Annotated in this window: 11 protein-coding genes; 8 read left to right on the top strand and 3 right to left on the bottom strand. The window is 64.9% G+C overall.

Features of this window, described 5'->3' with window-relative positions:
• The first annotated feature begins 69 nt into the window (after window positions 1-69).
• The 8 genes from NCT05_RS09985 (at window position 70) to truB (ending at window position 11,425) form a co-directional block, all read left to right on the top strand.
• Window positions 70-1,305, top strand: coding sequence for a pyridoxal phosphate-dependent aminotransferase (locus NCT05_RS09985; protein ID WP_250502204.1), 1,236 nt, complete (start codon window positions 70-72; stop codon window positions 1,303-1,305).
• A 352-nt stretch (window positions 1,306-1,657) separates the two neighbouring features.
• Entirely contained in the window at window positions 1,658-2,617 is a 960-nt protein-coding gene (scpB, locus tag NCT05_RS09980; protein WP_008349227.1) for an SMC-Scp complex subunit ScpB, read from the top strand.
• A gap of 131 nt (window positions 2,618-2,748) precedes the next feature.
• A complete protein-coding gene (gene rluB / locus NCT05_RS09975) occupies window positions 2,749-4,638 on the top strand; it encodes a 23S rRNA pseudouridine(2605) synthase RluB (RefSeq protein WP_250502203.1) in 1,890 nt (629 codons plus the stop codon).
• A 385-nt stretch (window positions 4,639-5,023) separates the two neighbouring features.
• Entirely contained in the window at window positions 5,024-5,482 is a 459-nt protein-coding gene (gene rimP, locus NCT05_RS09970) for a ribosome maturation factor RimP (RefSeq protein WP_008349230.1), read from the top strand.
• Entirely contained in the window at window positions 5,479-6,954 is a 1,476-nt protein-coding gene (gene nusA, locus NCT05_RS09965) for a transcription termination factor NusA (RefSeq protein WP_008349231.1), read from the top strand. The genes rimP and nusA overlap by 4 nt, the downstream gene beginning before the upstream one ends.
• Before the next feature lie 93 nt (window positions 6,955-7,047).
• Entirely contained in the window at window positions 7,048-10,029 is a 2,982-nt protein-coding gene (infB, locus tag NCT05_RS09960) for a translation initiation factor IF-2 (protein WP_033536385.1), read from the top strand.
• Window positions 10,030-10,123: 94 nt separating this feature from the next.
• Window positions 10,124-10,501 carry a 30S ribosome-binding factor RbfA gene (gene rbfA / locus NCT05_RS09955; protein ID WP_008349233.1) on the top strand — a complete coding sequence of 126 codons (378 nt, stop codon included), beginning with the start codon at window positions 10,124-10,126 and terminating at the stop codon, window positions 10,499-10,501.
• Window positions 10,502-11,425 carry a tRNA pseudouridine(55) synthase TruB gene (gene truB, locus NCT05_RS09950; RefSeq protein ID WP_250502202.1) on the top strand — a complete coding sequence of 308 codons (924 nt, stop codon included), beginning with the start codon at window positions 10,502-10,504 and terminating at the stop codon, window positions 11,423-11,425.
• Window positions 11,426-11,480: 55 nt separating this feature from the next.
• On the opposite strand, the gene NCT05_RS09945 is transcribed toward truB, so the two are convergent.
• Genes NCT05_RS09945 through NCT05_RS09935 form a run of 3 tightly spaced genes read right to left on the bottom strand, consistent with a single transcriptional unit; the run spans window position 11,481 to window position 15,894 of the window.
• On the bottom strand, window positions 11,481-13,040 hold the full coding sequence (locus NCT05_RS09945) for a DHA2 family efflux MFS transporter permease subunit (protein ID WP_034473204.1): 1,560 nt from the start codon (window positions 13,038-13,040) through the stop codon (window positions 11,481-11,483).
• Window positions 13,041-13,053: 13 nt separating this feature from the next.
• Window positions 13,054-14,316, bottom strand: a complete 1,263-nt coding sequence (locus NCT05_RS09940; protein ID WP_008349236.1) for an HlyD family secretion protein — start codon at window positions 14,314-14,316, stop codon at window positions 13,054-13,056.
• Between the two features lie 51 nt (window positions 14,317-14,367).
• A complete protein-coding gene (locus NCT05_RS09935) occupies window positions 14,368-15,894 on the bottom strand; it encodes an efflux transporter outer membrane subunit (RefSeq protein WP_250502201.1) in 1,527 nt (508 codons plus the stop codon).
• Between the last annotated feature and the right edge of the window lie 50 nt (window positions 15,895-15,944).

Raw genomic sequence — 15,944 nt, 5'->3', positions numbered from 1 at the left:
TCCGTTCATCGCGAAAATCACGGCGCGCGCGTTAGACTTCTTTTTTAAGACAAGACGACGGGGCGAGCGATGAGTGAATCGGAAGGCGCGGTGGTCAGCGAACTGAGTCAATTGGCGGGCGCGCACGCATCGGGTGGGCCGAATGCGCGCGACGCCGTGCGGGCGTTGAGGCCGTCGCAGATCCGCGAGGTCGCAAACGCGGGTTTCGGCGTCGCCGATGTGCTGCCGTTCTGGTTCGGCGAATCGGATCGCGTGACGCCGCAATTCATCCGCGATGCCGCAAGCCGCGCGCTTGCCGATGGCGCCACGTTCTACACGCACAATCTCGGCATCGCCCCGCTGCGCGAATCGCTCAGCCGCTACGTGAGCGCGCTGCACGGCGCGACGACGCCGGCGCACATCGCCGTGACGAGCGCCGGCGTGAACGCGCTGATGCTCGCGGCGCAACTCGTGGTCGGTGCGGGCGATCGCGTCGTCGCCGTGACGCCGCTATGGCCGAATCTCGTCGAGATTCCGAAAATCCTCGGCGCGAGCGTCGATACCGTTTCGCTGACTTACGGCCCGCGTGGCTGGACGCTCGATCTCGACCGCCTGCTCGCGGCGCTCACGCCCAACACGCGCATGCTGATGATCAACTCGCCGAACAACCCGACCGGCTGGACGATGACGCGCGATCAGCAGCGCGCCGTGCTCGCGCATTGCCGCCGTCACGGAATCTGGATCGTCGCGGACGAAGTCTACGAACGCCTGTACTACGGCGATGACGCTCGCGTCGCGCCGTCCTTTCTCGATCTCGCCGCGCGCGACGAGCGCGTGATCGCGGTGAATTCGTTTTCGAAGGCGTGGCTGATGACCGGCTGGCGCCTCGGCTGGCTCGTCGCCCCGACGCAACTGATGGACGATCTCGGCAAGCTGGTCGAGTACAACACGTCGTGCGCGCCGTCGTTCGTGCAGCAGGCGGGCGTCGTCGCGGTGGAAGAGGGCGAGCGCTTTACTCAGGCGCTCGTCGCGGATCTGCGCGCAAGCCGCGATCATCTCGTGCGGGCGCTTCAGGCGATCGAGGGCGTCGACGTGCGCACGCCCGACGGCGCGATGTACCTGTTTTTCTCGCTACCGGGCGCGCAAAACAGCCTCGAACTGTGCAAATCGCTGGTGCGCGAAGCCCGTCTCGGACTTGCGCCGGGCAGCGCGTTCGGCCCGGAAGGCGAAGGCTTCGTGCGCTGGTGCTACGCGTGCGATCCCGCACGGCTGGACACGGGCGTCGAACGCCTGCAGCGATTCCTGACGGCGCGCGGCGTCGCCTGAGCCGTGCCGATCGACGTCGGCCGCGCACGACCGGCGTCGAGTGAGTCCGGGTGCCGATCAATCGATCACCTTTACGCCCCGGTTGTTTTTGCGTAATATGGCGCTCAGTCACGCGCTTTCGCCTAGGAAAGCGCCACCTCGTCCGGCTGGATGGCCCGGCGTTCGCTCACCGATCGCCCTTTACGCCTCTCCCCGGTGCGTGCTCCCAATCAATATGACCGATTACAATCGGGCGAGCGCGTCTTGAAACTCCGCGTCCAGCTTTATCGTTCGCACCATTTTGGTGGCGTTCGGTCCTGCGCAAGCTCGATTTGAATTGAATCATTGACCATATAGGGTTGACCCAAGCTGCATGAATACCCAAGAGGCGAAGATCGTCCTCGAGACTGCTTTGATTTGCGCGCAGGAACCGCTGAGGCTGAATGAATTGCGCAAGCTGTTCGCCGACGACATTTCGGCGGATACCGTTCGCACGTTGCTCGAAGCGCTCAAGGCCGACTGGTCGGGACGCGGCGTGGAACTGGTCGCGCTTGCCTCGGGCTGGCGTTTTCAGAGCAAGCCCGCGATGCGGGCCTATCTCGACAGGCTGCACCCGGAAAAGCCGCCCAAGTATTCGCGGGCCGTACTCGAAACGCTGGCGATCATTGCCTATCGGCAACCAGTGACGCGGGGCGATATCGAAGAGATCCGCGGCGTGACGGTGAACACGCAGGTCGTGAAGCAACTGGAGGACCGTGGCTGGATCGAGGTGATCGGTCATCGCGACGTGCCGGGCCGCCCGGCACTGTACGCGACGACCAAGCAGTTTCTCGACGATCTCGGCCTGACCGCGCTCGACGAGTTGCCCGCGCTGGACAATCCGTCGGCGCAGCTCGAAGCATCGCTGCTCGCGCAGCATTCGATCGAATTTCCCGACAGCATCGCCGGGAATGCGCCGCCGGCGGGCATCGAGCCGCCGGCCACGCCGCAAGCGTCGAATGACGGGGAACCTGACGCCCCGGCGCAGGTCTTCGCCGTTGAAGCGCTGGAATCGGCGGAATCCGCCGAACCCGACGCTTCCGCCGATGAGCGCGCGGCCGCCGGGCCGGCGGAGCAAGAACAGACAGAAGAACAGCAGGAAAGACTCGGAACGGAACGTGCGGATGCGCTGGACGAGCGCGCCGCGTCGACAGCCGGGATTCACGCACAGCCTTTGGGCACCGCGCACGATGCGCCCGTTCCGATGCCGCGTGAAGACGAAAGAGATGCGAGTCCATCGAACGAAGCCGAACTGGACGACGACTCCGAAGAACCGAAGGCGCGCCGCGCCTGACGCAATTTGCATGGCCCCTGATCTGGCAATCCGGCTCTCCATAAAGATTATTTCGAGACGACCAGCCGGACCGGTCAGCGGATTTTTTGACGCGCCCGCGACGGGCGCGCGATTCGACATTTGAGGTTGTTTTGACACACTCCCACGACAGCGATTCGCCTGAATCCGCGCGCCCCGTGCACGCCGCGGACGCACCTGAGTCGGCCGATGCCGGCGACAGCACGCGCACCGACCGCGCCGATGAAGGCGGCGAGGGCGATGACCGTCCGCGCCGCGGATTGCGCCGCGGGCCGCGCAGCCTGATCGCACGGCGTCGCGCTGTCGCGAAGACCAAGGGCGCGGACGCTGCGCCAGGCGCGCCGGGCGCCGTCAACGAGACGCCGCCCGATGGCGTCGTGGCGGCACAAGTGCGTGCCCCGCGCAAGGATCCGGGCGCGAAGCCGCGCAAGGGCGAAGGGGCGAGTCCGCGCGGCCGCAAGAGCGCGCGCGCGGAAGCGGGCGAAACCGGCGTCGAAGCAGCGGACGAGGCCGGCGTACAGGCCGCCGCGCCCGCGCCGCGCGAAGGCGGCCGGCGCAAGAATCCGCCGCAGCAAAAGCGCGGCAAGCGCAGCGACGCGGGACCGGCGACCGTCGAGAGCGCGGCTGCTGCAGCCGTCGACGACGTGTTCGCCTACGTGACCTCGCCGGCCTTCGACGCCGACAACGGTTCGGCCGGCGTGCGCGCCCCGATGCTGCGACGCGGCCGCAATGCACCGCAAAAGCGCGTGCTGGAACCGGACGAAGACGCGCCGAAGCTGCACAAGGTGCTCGCGGATGCGGGCATGGGTTCGCGGCGCGACATGGAAGAGTTGATCATCGCCGGGCGCGTATCGGTGAACGGCGAGCCGGCGCATATCGGCCAGCGCATCATGCCGACCGATCAGGTGCGCATCAACGGCAAGCCGCTCAAGCGCAAGCTCGCGAGCAAGCCGCCGCGCATCCTGCTGTATCACAAGCCGACGGGCGAGATCGTCAGCCATGCCGACCCGGAAGGGCGTCCGTCCGTGTTCGACAAGCTGCCGTCGATGAAAACCGCCAAATGGCTCGCGGTCGGGCGTCTCGACTTCAATACGGAAGGCCTGCTGTTGCTCACGACGTCCGGCGATCTGGCGAACCGCTTCATGCATCCGCGCTACAGCGTCGAGCGTGAGTACGCGGTGCGCGTGGTCGGACAACTGTCTGAGGCGATGAAGCAGAAGCTGCTGAAAGGCGTCGAGCTCGACGACGGTCCCGCCAACTTCCTGCGCATCCAGGACGGCGGCGGCGAAGGCACGAATCACTGGTATCACGTCGCGCTGGCGGAAGGCCGGAATCGCGAAGTGCGCCGTATGTTCGAGGCGGCCGGCCTGATGGTGAGCCGCCTGATCCGCACGCGTCATGGTCCGATCGCGCTGCCGCGCGGCCTGAAGCGCGGCCGCTGGGAAGAGCTCGAGGACAATCAGGTGCGCAGCCTGATGGCGTCGGTCGGGCTGAAATTGCCGACGGCCGAGAAGGGCGGACGCAGCGCCGCGCCGCGTGTGCAACCCGATCCGATGCAGACGTCGATGGGCTTCATCACGCGCGAGCCGGTGCTGAGCTCGCACTCGCGCATGACGCAGCAGCAGACGCCGGGACGCGGCGGCCGGCGCGGCCAGCCGGGCGGTGTGCCGGGCAGCTTCGGGCTCGGCGGCATGGGCGGATTCGGCGGCAACACGGGCAATGCAGGCAACGGGGGCGGCATGGGCCGTCGCGGCGGCCGGGAGCCGAACGGCAACCGCATCGGCAACGAGCCCAACGGCAATCGCGCTAACGGCGCACGGCCGGGTCCGCGCGGCGCGCGTCCGCAAGGCGGCGGTCCGCAGGGCGCGGGCGGCGCCGGCAAGCGTGCCGCCGGTGGCAACGCACCGCGGGGCAATCGCCAGGGCGGCGGACAGCAGGGCGCTGGCCAGAACAAAGCCGGCGGCGCGGGCCGGGGCGCGCGTAATCGCTCGCGCGGCCGCTGAGCGCGATATGTAAAAAATCGCAAAGACGTCGCCGGGAGAAGTCCAAAAGCGGGATGCGAAGCATCGGTCCGCCCCCGGCGACGAAAATCTCGCGTTTCGCTCTTTCTGATCGTTAGGACAAACCGGCGTGAAACCGGGTCCAACAGGGGCGAAAGTGCGCGTTACGTTTGCGTTTATCCTGAAAAATGGCTAAAATCATGAAGTCGCTGGGCACGTAGTTTTCTTTCGCTGCCCTGAGTGCGACCTCGGTTGAAAAATGTGGGCGTTGCGCCCATTTTTTTTTGGCTATTCGGTTCGGCATCTCGGGAGCAGGGGTGCGCGCCCGCATGAAGGCGCTCGCCCGCAGGTGTTTCGGCGTGGAGCGCGCGAACACCTTGGAGTTACTGTGCAACTGACGGAATTGATTGAAACCACGGTCTCGAGCCTTGGCTACGAGCTTGTCGATCTCGAGCGTTCGGGAGGCGGCATGCTGCGTGTCTACATCGACCAGCCGGCTGGTATCGCGATTGAAGACTGCGAGAAGGTCACCCGTCAGCTCCAATATTTGTTTGAAGTCGAGAACATCGACTACGACCGGCTCGAAGTATCGTCGCCGGGGCTCGACCGCCCGCTCAAGAAACTGGCGGATTTCGAGCGCTTCGCGGGGAGCGAAGTCGCCATTACATTGAAGAAGCCGCTGGACGGGCGCAAGTCGTTCCGCGGCATCCTGCACGCCCCTGACGGCGAAACGATCGGATTGGAATTTGAAGGGAAGGACGGCGCTGCGATGCTCGATTTCACGCTCGCGGACCTCGATAAGGCACGTCTCGTCCCCAAGGTTGACTTTAGGAGCCGCAAACAATGAGTCGCGAAGTATTGATGCTGGCGGATGCGCTGGCACGCGAAAAGAACGTCAACAAGGACGTCGTGTACGCAGCGCTGGAAGCTGCGCTTGCTTCGGCAACGAAGAAGCTCTTCGAGGAAGACGTGGATATTCGTGTCGCCATCGACCGTGAGAGCGGCGAACACGAGACTTTCCGCCGCTGGCGCGTCGTGCCGGACGAGGCCGGCCTGCAAGAGCCGGATCAGGAAATCCTGCTGTTCGAAGCGAAGGAGCAAAAGCCCGACGCGCAGGTGGACGAATTCATCGAGGAGCCGATTCCGTCGATCGAATTCGGCCGTATCGGCGCGCAGGCCGCCAAGCAGGTGATCCTGCAGAAGGTGCGCGACGCCGAGCGCGAACAGATTCTGAACGACTTCCTCGAGCGCGGCGAAAAGATCATGACCGGCTCGGTGAAGCGCCTGGACAAGGGTAATTTCATTGTCGAGTCGGGCCGTGTCGAAGCGCTGCTGCGCCGCGACCAGCTGATTCCGAAGGAAAACCTGCGCGTGGGCGACCGCGTGCGCGCGTACATCGCGAAGGTCGATCGCACCGCGCGCGGCCCGCAGATCGAACTCTCGCGCACCGCGCCCGAGTTCCTGATGAAGCTGTTCGAACTCGAAGTGCCGGAAATCGAGCAAGGTCTGCTGGAAATCAAGGCCGCCGCGCGCGATCCCGGCGTGCGTGCGAAAATCGGCGTGATCGCCTACGACAAGCGGATCGATCCTATCGGCACTTGCGTCGGCATCCGCGGTTCGCGCGTGCAGGCCGTGCGTAACGAGCTCGGTGGCGAGAACGTCGACATCGTGCTATGGTCGGAAGATCCCGCGCAGTTCGTGATCGGCGCTCTCGCGCCGGCAGCCGTCCAGTCGATCGTCGTCGATGAAGAAAAGCATTCGATGGACGTCGTGGTGGACGAAAACGAGCTCGCCGTCGCCATCGGCCGCGCCGGCCAGAACGTGAGGCTCGCAAGCGAACTCACCGGCTGGCAAATCAATATCATGACGCCGGACGAGTCCGCGCTGAAGCAGAACGAAGAGCGTGGCAAGTTGCGCGACCTCTTCATGGCGCGTCTGGATGTGGACGAGGAAGTCGCCGACATCCTGATCGACGAAGGCTTCACGAGTCTCGAAGAAATCGCCTACGTGCCGCTCAACGAAATGCTCGAAATCGAAGCGTTCGACGAAGACACCGTGCACGAGCTGCGCAATCGCTCGCGCGACGCGCTCCTCACGATGGCGATCGCCAACGAAGAGAAGGTGGAAGGTGTCGCCCTCGATTTGAAGAGCCTCGACGGCATGGACAACGAGCTTCTCGCAAAGCTCGCCGAGCACCAGATTCAGACCCGCGACGATCTCGCGGAGCTGGCAGTAGATGAACTGGTCGAAATGACCGGAATGCAAGAGGATGCCGCTAAGGCGTTGATCATGAAAGCACGTGAACACTGGTTCCAGTGAGAAATGACCATGGCGCACTGATATTTGGCGGCCTGTCTGGCCGCGTGACCCCGATCTAACCGCAAGGATTGGTCCTTGCATCAAGAGGAATGAATGGCGAGTAACAACGTAGCCCAATTTGCCGCGGAACTCAAAATGCCTGCGGGCGTCCTGCTCGAGCAGTTGCAGGCGGCTGGCGTCCAGAAAGCGAGCGCGAACGACGACCTGTCCGAGACGGACAAGGCGCGTCTGCTCGATCATTTGCGCAAGTCGCACGGTTCCGCCGACGCCGACAAGCGCAAGATCACTTTGACCCGCCGGCATACGTCGGAAATCAAGCAATCCGACGCAACGGGTAAAGCTCGCACCATTCAGGTCGAGGTGCGCAAGAAGCGTGTTTTCGTGAAACGCGACGAAACCGGTGTGGAGCAGGCCGAGGCCGCGCCGAATCACGTCGAAGAGCCGGAAGTCGACGAAGCCGAACTGCAGCGTCGCGAGGAAGAAGCGCGCCGTGCCGCCGAGCAGCTCGAGCGCGAAGAGCGCGAGCTGAAGGAACAGCAGGCGAAGCTGGAGCGCGAAGAAGCCGAGCGCCGCGCTCGCGAGGAAGCGGCGGAAGCCGAGCGCAAGAAGCAGGAAGAGGAAGCGGCGCGCCGCGCGGCGGCTGCGGCTCAGGCTGCCGAAATCTCGCGTGCGGCGCAGGCCGCGCGTCAGGAAGCGCGCACGCAACCGGCCGTCGAAGCGAAGCCGGAACCGAAGCAGGACGACACCGCGCAGCGCGAAGCCGCCGAAAAGGCAGCGGAAGAGAAGGCTGCGAGCGAGCGTGCCGCGCAGCGTGAAGCCGCGAAGAAGGCGGAAGAAGACGCGAAGGCGAAGGCCGAAAAGGCTCGCCTCGAGCAGGAAGCCATCGCGAAGCGCCGTGCGGCGGCGGAAGCCGAAGCCCGCGCGATCCGCGAAATGATGAACACCCCGCGCAAGGCGCAAGTAAAGGCGCCGGAACCCGCGCCCGCACCGAAGCCCGCCGAAGCGGCGAAGGCCGCCGAAGCGAAGGGCACGCTGCACAAGCCCGCGAAGCCGGAAGGCGCGCAGGCGGCACGTCCCGCAGCGGCGAAGAAGCCGGCTGCAGGCGCGCCGGCACCCGCATCGACGGCTCCCGCAGGCGCCGGCGACAAGAAGAAGGCTGGCAAGGGCGGCTGGCAGCAGGACGACGCATCGAAGCGTCGCGGCATGAAGACGCGTGGCGATTCGAGCGGTGGTGTCGATCGCGGCTGGCGCGGCGGTCCGAAGGGTCGCGGCAAGCATCAGGAACAGACGTCATTCCAGGCGCCGACCGAGCCGATCGTCCGTGAAGTGCACGTGCCGGAAACCATTTCCGTCGCGGACCTCGCGCACAAGATGTCGGTGAAGGCTTCGGAAGTCATCAAGGTGATGATGAAGCTCGGCCAGATGGTCACGATCAACCAGGTGCTGGACCAGGAAACGGCGATGATCGTCGTCGAGGAACTGGGCCATCGCGCGGTCGCGGCGAAGCTGGACGACCCGGAAGCGTTGCTGATCGAAGGCGAAACCACCGAGGAAACGGCAGAGAAGCTGCCGCGTCCGCCGGTTGTCACCGTCATGGGTCACGTCGACCACGGCAAGACCTCGCTGCTGGACTACATCCGTCGCGCGAAAGTGGCGGCGGGCGAAGCGGGCGGCATCACGCAGCATATCGGCGCATATCACGTCGATACGCCGCGCGGCGTCATCACCTTCCTCGACACGCCGGGTCACGAGGCCTTCACGGCCATGCGTGCGCGCGGCGCGAAAGCGACCGACATCGTCATTCTGGTGGTCGCAGCCGACGACGGCGTGATGCCGCAGACGAAGGAAGCGATCGCTCACGCGAAGGCGGGCGGCGTGCCGATCGTCGTTGCGATCAACAAGATCGACAAGCCGGAAGCGAACCCCGACCGCGTGAAGCAGGAACTCGTCGCGGAAGGCGTGGTGCCGGAAGAGTACGGCGGCGATTCGCCGTTCATCGAAGTGTCGGCGAAGACCGGCCGGGGTATCGACGATCTGCTCGAAAACGTGTCGCTGCAAGCCGAAGTCCTGGAACTCACCGCGCCGGTGGAAGCCGCTGCGAAGGGTCTCGTCATCGAAGCGAAGCTGGACAAGGGCAAGGGCCCGGTCGCGACCATTCTGGTGCAGTCGGGCACGCTGAACCGCGGCGACGTGGTTCTCGCGGGCAGCGCCTACGGTCGCGTGCGAGCCATGCTCGACGAAACCGGCAAGCCGACGAAGACGGCGGGTCCGTCGATCCCGGTGGAAATCCAGGGTCTGTCGGAAGTGCCGGCGGCGGGCGAGGAAGTCATCGTGCTGCCGGACGAGCGCAAGGCGCGCGAAATCGCGCTGTTCCGTCAGGGCAAGTTCCGCGACGTCAAGCTTGCGAAGCAACAGGCCGCCAAGCTCGAGAACATGCTCGAGCAGATGGGCGAAGGCGAAGTGCAGAACCTGCCGCTCATCGTCAAGGCGGACGTGCAGGGCTCGCAGGAAGCGCTGGTCCAGTCGCTGCAGAAGCTGTCGACCAACGAGGTGCGCGTGCAGATCGTGCACAGCGCGGTCGGCGCGATCAGCGAATCGGACGTCAACCTGGCGACGGCATCGAAGGCGGTCATCATCGGCTTCAACACGCGTGCGGATGCTCAGGCGCGCAAGGTGGCCGAGGCGAACGGCATCGACATCCGCTACTACAACATCATCTATGACGCAGTGGATGAGGTGAAGGCGGCGATGTCCGGCATGCTCGCGCCGGAGAAGCGCGAAACGGTGACGGGCATGGTCGAGGTGCGCCAGGTCATCCGCGTGCCGAAGGTCGGCCTGATCGCGGGTTGTATGGTCACGGACGGCGTGGTCAAGCGTTCCTCGTCGGTGCGCGTGATCCGCAACAACGTCGTGATTCACACCGGCGAGCTCGATTCGCTCAAGCGCTTCAAGGACGACGTCAAGGAAGTGCGTCAGGGCTTCGAGTGCGGTATGTCGATCAAGAACTTCAGCGATATCGTCGAAGGCGATCAGTTCGAAGTCTTCGAAGTGACGGAAGTGGCTCGCACGCTGTAATGCGCTAGCCGCTGAAAAAAGGGCGGGGTGAGCCTTGCGGCTCGCTCCGCCCTTTTTGCTTCAGGCGGCGCGACAAGAATACGGAAACGAAATCATGGCTAAAAAACGGACATCCGCGAACCGCAACGTGCAGATTGCGGATCAGATCCAGCGCGATCTTTCGGAACTGATGCGCGAGGTGAAAGACCCGCGCGTCGGACTCGTGACGATTCAGAGCGTCGAGCTCACGCCTGACTACGCGCACGCGAAGGTCTACTTCACGACGCTGACGGGCGATCCGAAGCAGACGCAGGAAGGGCTCAATCATGCGGCGGGACATCTGCACAATATGCTGTTCAAGCGCCTGCACATCCACACGGTGCCGACGCTGCATTTCCACTATGACCAGACGATCGAGAAGGCCGTCGAGATGTCGCGCCTGATCGACGAGGCAAACGCGACGCGCGCAAAAGATGACGAAGAAGGTGCGTGAGTGAAGGGCGGTCCGAAGATTCCCCGTCGCGCGCTCGACGGCGTGCTCTTGCTGGACAAGCCGCTCGGGCTGTCGAGCAACGATGCGCTCATCAAGGCAAAGCGGATTTATCTGGCGAAGAAGGCGGGCCACACGGGTACGCTCGATCCGCTCGCAACCGGTCTGCTGCCGTTGTGCTTCGGCGAAGCGACGAAGTTCTCGCAAGACCTGCTCGATGCCGACAAGACCTACGAAGCGACGATGCGCCTCGGTATCCGCACGACGACCGGCGATGCCGAAGGCGAGGCGGTGGATACCCGCGACGTGACGTGCGACGAAGCTGCCGTCGTCGAAGCGATGACGCGGTTCATCGGCGAAATCGTGCAAGTCCCGCCGATGTACTCGGCGCTCAAGCGCGACGGCAAGCCGCTCTACGAATACGCGCGCGCCGGTCAGACGGTCGAGCGTGAGGGCAGGCAAGTGACGATTCACGCGCTGCAGTTGATCGCGTGCGCGCTGCCCCTCGTGACGTTTCGCGTGACGTGCAGCAAGGGCACTTACGTACGGACGCTGGCCGAGGACATCGGCGAAGCGCTCGGCTGCGGCGCGCATCTGACGGCGTTGCGGCGCACCGGTGTCGGCGCGCTGACGCTCGAACAGGCGGTCACGCTCGATCACCTCGCGAGCCTGAGCGAAGCGGAGCGCGACGAGCGGCTTCAGCCCGTCGATGCACTGCTATCCACGTTTCCCGCGGTTCAGTTGAACGACGAAGCGACGCAGCGCTTCCTGCACGGCCAACGTCTGAAGCTCGCGGACGTCGTGAAAACGCGTCTCGAAGCAGGCCGCGTGCGCGTTTATGCGCAAGAAGGCGGCCGTCTGCTGGGCGTGGCGCGCGCGGGCGAGGGTGTGCTCGCGCCGGAACGGCTCATCGTCACGGCGCAATGAAAAAGAGCCCGGTCGATGTCGACCGGGCTCTGTTCTTTTGGGAGCAGTCAGGCGATCAGTGCGCCGCCGATGCCGCCGCCGCCGAATCTCCACCGCCCGAACGCTCGGGCCGCGTGATCCAGATCAGCACGATCAGCGCGACGAAAATCCCCGCCGAAATATAGAACATGTCGTTCACGCCGAGCTGCGCGGCCTGCTGCGTCGCCATGCTGTTATAGAGGCCGACGGTCTGCTCGTGCGTCAGGCCGAGCGCGCCCATCTGCTGCATCGAATTCGCGAACACCGGGTTGTACGAATTGGCGCTTTCGACGAGTTGCGCGTGATGCACGATCGAACGATGCTCCCACGCCGTCGAGAAGATCGACGTGCCGATGCCGCCGCACATGATCCGCACGAAGTTCGACAGCCCCGACGCCGCCGGAATTCGATGTCCCGGCAAGCCCGACAGCGTGATCGACACGAGCGGAATGAAGAAGCCCGCCATGCCGATGCCCTGAATCAGCGTCGGTATCGTGAGCGCCCAAGTGTCGACGCCGGTCGTGTAGCGTGAACGCATCCAGAAACACAGCGCGAAGACGAGGAACGCGGCGGTCGCGATGTAACGCGGATCGGTGCGCGGCAGGAATTTGCCGGTGATCGGAGAAAGCAGGATCGCGAACACGCCGACGGGCGCCATCACGAGACCGGCGTTCGTCGCCGTGTAGCCGATATCCGTCTGCAGCCACAGCGGGAGCAGAACGAGATTGCCGAAGTAGAGCCCGTATCCGATCGACAGCGCGATCGTTCCGCCGGTGAAGTTGCGCAGCTCGAAGAGCGACAAATCCACGACCGGATGCTCCGCCGTCAGCTCCCACACGATGAAGAACGCGAACGCGATCACGGCGATGAGCGCGAGCACGACGATCGTCGTCGAGTTGAACCAGTCGAGATCCTTGCCTTTGTCGAGCATGATCTGCAGCGAGCCGACCCAGACGACGAGCAGGCCGAGCCCGACCGTGTCGATCGGCGCCTTGCGGATCGCGGAATCGCGGTCGCGGAAGATCGCGAACGTAGCGAGCGCCGCCGCGATGCCGACCGGAATGTTCACGTAGAAGATCCACGGCCACGAGATGTTGTCCGAGATCCATCCGCCGAGGACTGGCCCCGCGACCGGCGCGATCAGCGTGGTCATCGACCACATCGATAGGGCCATCGGCGCTTTTTCGCGCGGATAGCTCGCGAGCAGCAGCGTTTGCGACAGCGGGATCATCGGGCCGGCGACGGCGCCCTGGAATACGCGCGCGGCGAGCAGGAAGGGGAGCGTCGGCGCGAGACCGCAGAGCCACGACGCGATCACGAACAGGATGATCGAGCCGAGAAAGAGCCGCACCTGCCCGAGACGCTGCGTGAGCCAGCCGGTCAACGGCACCGAGATCGCGTTGGCGACCGCGAACGACGTAATGACCCACGTGCCCTGATCCGACGACACGCCGAGATCGCCGGAGATCGACGGAATCGAGACGTTCGCGATCGACGTGTCGAGCACGTTCATGAACACCGCGAGCGATACGGCGATCGTCCCGATGACGAGCTTTCCGCCCGACAGCGGCGGATGTACGACGTTTTGCGAAGACATGTGGCGAGTCCGCTTACATCAGCTTGGCGGCCGACGCGGACTTCGTCGCGCGCCCGTGCGCCGGCGACGCGCTCTGCGCCGACGACCCTGCGCCCGCACCCGTACCCGCGTTCTGCTGGATGATGCGCGCGATTTCCTGATCGGCCTGCGCGCCGTAGTTGTCGAACACATTCGTCTGGTAGACCGTGTTCTGCGCGTTGCCGAGCTGGCCGCCTTGCTCGTCCTTGATGGTGACGTCGACGTTCATCGACAGGCCGATACGCAGCGGATGCGCTTCCAGTTCCTTCGGATCGAGCTGGATGCGCACCGGCAGGCGCTGCACGACCTTGATCCAGTTGCCGGTCGCGTTCTGCGCGGGCAGCAGCGAGAAAGCCGAGCCCGTGCCGGCCGAGAAACCGACCACCTTGCCGTGATACACGACGCCCGAACCGTACAGATCGGCCGTCAGTTCGACCGGCTGGCCGATCCGCATGTGCTTGAGCTGCACTTCCTTGAAGTTCGCATCGACCCACACGGCGTTGAGCGGCACGATCGCCATCAGCGGATTGCCCGGCGACACGCGCTGGCCGACTTGCACCGAGCGCTTGGCGACATAGCCCGTGACCGGCGCGGGCAGCGTGTTGCGCGCGTAGTTGATGTAGGAATCGCGGACCTTCGCGGCGGCGGCGAGCACGTTCGGGTGATCGGCGATCGTCGTGTTGGCCGTGAGCGAACGGTTCGACGCGAGCTCCTGCTCGGCGGCGTCGAGCGCGGCCTGCGCGCTGCGCACCGCGTCGCGGGCGTGCGAGATTTCTTCCTGCGAGACCGCACCCGTCTGCGCGACCTGCATGCGGCGCTTCAAATCGTCCTGCGCGCGCGACAGATCGGACCGGCGCAACGCGATCTGCGCTTCGTACTGGTTGTTGTTGACGAAGAACGTGCGTACCTGGCGCACAGTTTGCGCGAGATTTGCCTCGGCCTGATCGAGCGCGACCTTGGAGTCGGCCGGATCGAGCGCGACGAGCGGATCGCCTATCTTCACGGTCTGCGTGTCGTCGGCGTTCACCGAGATCACCGTGCCCACGACCTGCGGCGTGATCTGCACGACGTTGCCATTCACGTAGGCGTCGTCGGTGGCTTCGTGGAAGCGCGCGACGAGGAAGTAGTACAGCCCGTACGCGATAGCCGCGATGATGATGACGAGCACGATCAGCGTCATCAGCGCTCGGCGTTTGCCGTTGCTCTGTTTCGGCGCGGGCGCGGCGGCCGCGGCTGCGTTTTGTTGAGGGTCGCTCATGAAAGACTCCGAAAATTCCGTTTTTGGTCCGATGCGTGTTCTTGTGGGCGCTTAGTTCGACGGCGTGGCCTGATTGGCCGCCTGCGTCGTCGTCTGACTTTGTCCGCTGCCGCCGATCGCGAGATTGCTGCTCGTCGCGTCGAATCCGCCGCCGAGCGACTTGATCAGCGCGATCTGCAGATCGGTGCGCTTCAGGCGCAGATTCGTCACGGTCTGCTCGTTGGCGAGGCGGTTTTCGTCGGCGTTGAGCACCTGCAATTGCGGCGACAGGCCGGCCTTGTAGCGGATCACGGCGAGCTGATACGCGCTCGACGCCGCCGCGAGCGCGCGCTGGGCGTCGGCCATTTGCTTGTCGAGCGAGCGGATTGCGGAGATGTTGGTCGCGACATCGTTCATCGCGGTGATGAGTGTCTGGTTGTAGTTCGCGACGTCGCCTTCGAAGTCCGCGTAACGGCCTTTCAACTGCGCGCGCAAGGCGCCGGCGTCGAAGATCGGCAGATGGATCGCCGGACCGGCCTGGATCTGGCGGCTGCTCGCCTGCAGGAAGCGGCTCCAGCCGAACGCGTCGAAACCGAAGGCCGCCGCGAGGTTGATGTCCGGGAAGAACTCGGCCTTCGCTTCCTTGATGTTGTGGGTCGCGGCTTCGACCTGCCAGCGCGCGGCGACGATATCCGGGCGGCGCGCGACGAGATCGGCGGGCACGTTGTCGGGCAGCGTCACGTTGACGTTCGGGTCGATCACGGGTTTCGCGATCTTGAGGCCGCGGTCCGGGCCTTTGCCGAGCAGCGCCGCGAGCTGATAGCGGACGGTTTCGATCTGGCCGTCGAGTTCCGTCGAGTTCGTCTGGCTCGTCGCGACGTTGCCCTCCGCCGTGCGGCGCTCGACGTTGGTGTCGAGCCCGGCCGCGACGCGCCCGTTCGTGATGCGTCCGACGTCCTGACGGTTCGCGATTTCGCGTTGCGCCACGTCACGCAGCGCGTAGAGCAGCGCGAGCTGGTTGTACGTGCGCGCGACCGACGCCGCAAGCGTCACGCGCGCCTGCTGCATGTCGGCTTCGGCGGCTTTCTGCTGCGATACCGCCATGTTGAGGCGCGAGCGGTTCTTGCCCCACAGATCCAGTTCCCACGACGCGCTCGCGAGCACGTTGTTCTCGCTGAACCACGTCCCGCCATAAGGCGGCGGGAAGAGGGCGTTGGCGGAATAGAGTTCGCGCGTCCACGAATACGAGCCGGTGACCTTCGGATAAAGCGCCGAGCGCGACGTCTCGATATACGACGACGCCTTCGCGATGCGCGCTTGCGCCTGCGCGATGCTCGGATTGTCGGCGAGCGCTTCGTCGATCAGTTGCGGCAGTTGCGGATCGCCGAACTGCTTCGCCCAGTCGAGCGTGGGCCATTGGCCGCCTTGGCCCGGCACGCTTTGCGTGGCCTCGAAGTTTTCCGGCGCGGCGATCTGCTTGTCGCTCGAAATGCCCGAATAGTTCGCGCAGCCGGCGAGCGCAAGCGCGGCCACCGCGGCGGCGACGGCGCGCTTCGCACGGCTTTCGCCGCGCATAGCGGACAGGAAGTGCTGGTTCATATCTCGTCTCTCGAGATGCAAATTAAAGGTGGACGTTGCAATCTTTTTGT

It is taken from the genome of Caballeronia sp. AZ7_KS35 (assembly GCF_023631045.1).
Classification (GTDB): domain Bacteria; phylum Pseudomonadota; class Gammaproteobacteria; order Burkholderiales; family Burkholderiaceae; genus Caballeronia; species Caballeronia zhejiangensis.
The sequence above is the reverse complement of the archived record's forward strand: the minus strand, read 5'-3'. Positions and strand labels throughout refer to the sequence as shown.

What these genes read in the sequence shown, in the direction of transcription:
- NCT05_RS09985 (WP_250502204.1), top strand. Translation starts at nt 70, where the DNA reads ATGAGTGAATCGGAAGGCGCGGTGGTCAGCGAACTGAGTCAATTGGCG.
- scpB (WP_008349227.1), top strand. Translation starts at nt 1,658, where the DNA reads ATGAATACCCAAGAGGCGAAGATCGTCCTCGAGACTGCTTTGATTTGC.
- nusA (WP_008349231.1), top strand. Translation starts at nt 5,479, where the DNA reads ATGAGTCGCGAAGTATTGATGCTGGCGGATGCGCTGGCACGCGAAAAG.
- infB (WP_033536385.1), top strand. Translation starts at nt 7,048, where the DNA reads ATGGCGAGTAACAACGTAGCCCAATTTGCCGCGGAACTCAAAATGCCT.
- rbfA (WP_008349233.1), top strand. Translation starts at nt 10,124, where the DNA reads ATGGCTAAAAAACGGACATCCGCGAACCGCAACGTGCAGATTGCGGAT.
- NCT05_RS09945 (WP_034473204.1), bottom strand. Translation starts at nt 13,040, where the DNA reads ATGTCTTCGCAAAACGTCGTACATCCGCCGCTGTCGGGCGGAAAGCTC.
- NCT05_RS09940 (WP_008349236.1), bottom strand. Translation starts at nt 14,316, where the DNA reads ATGAGCGACCCTCAACAAAACGCAGCCGCGGCCGCCGCGCCCGCGCCG.
- NCT05_RS09935 (WP_250502201.1), bottom strand. Translation starts at nt 15,894, where the DNA reads ATGAACCAGCACTTCCTGTCCGCTATGCGCGGCGAAAGCCGTGCGAAG.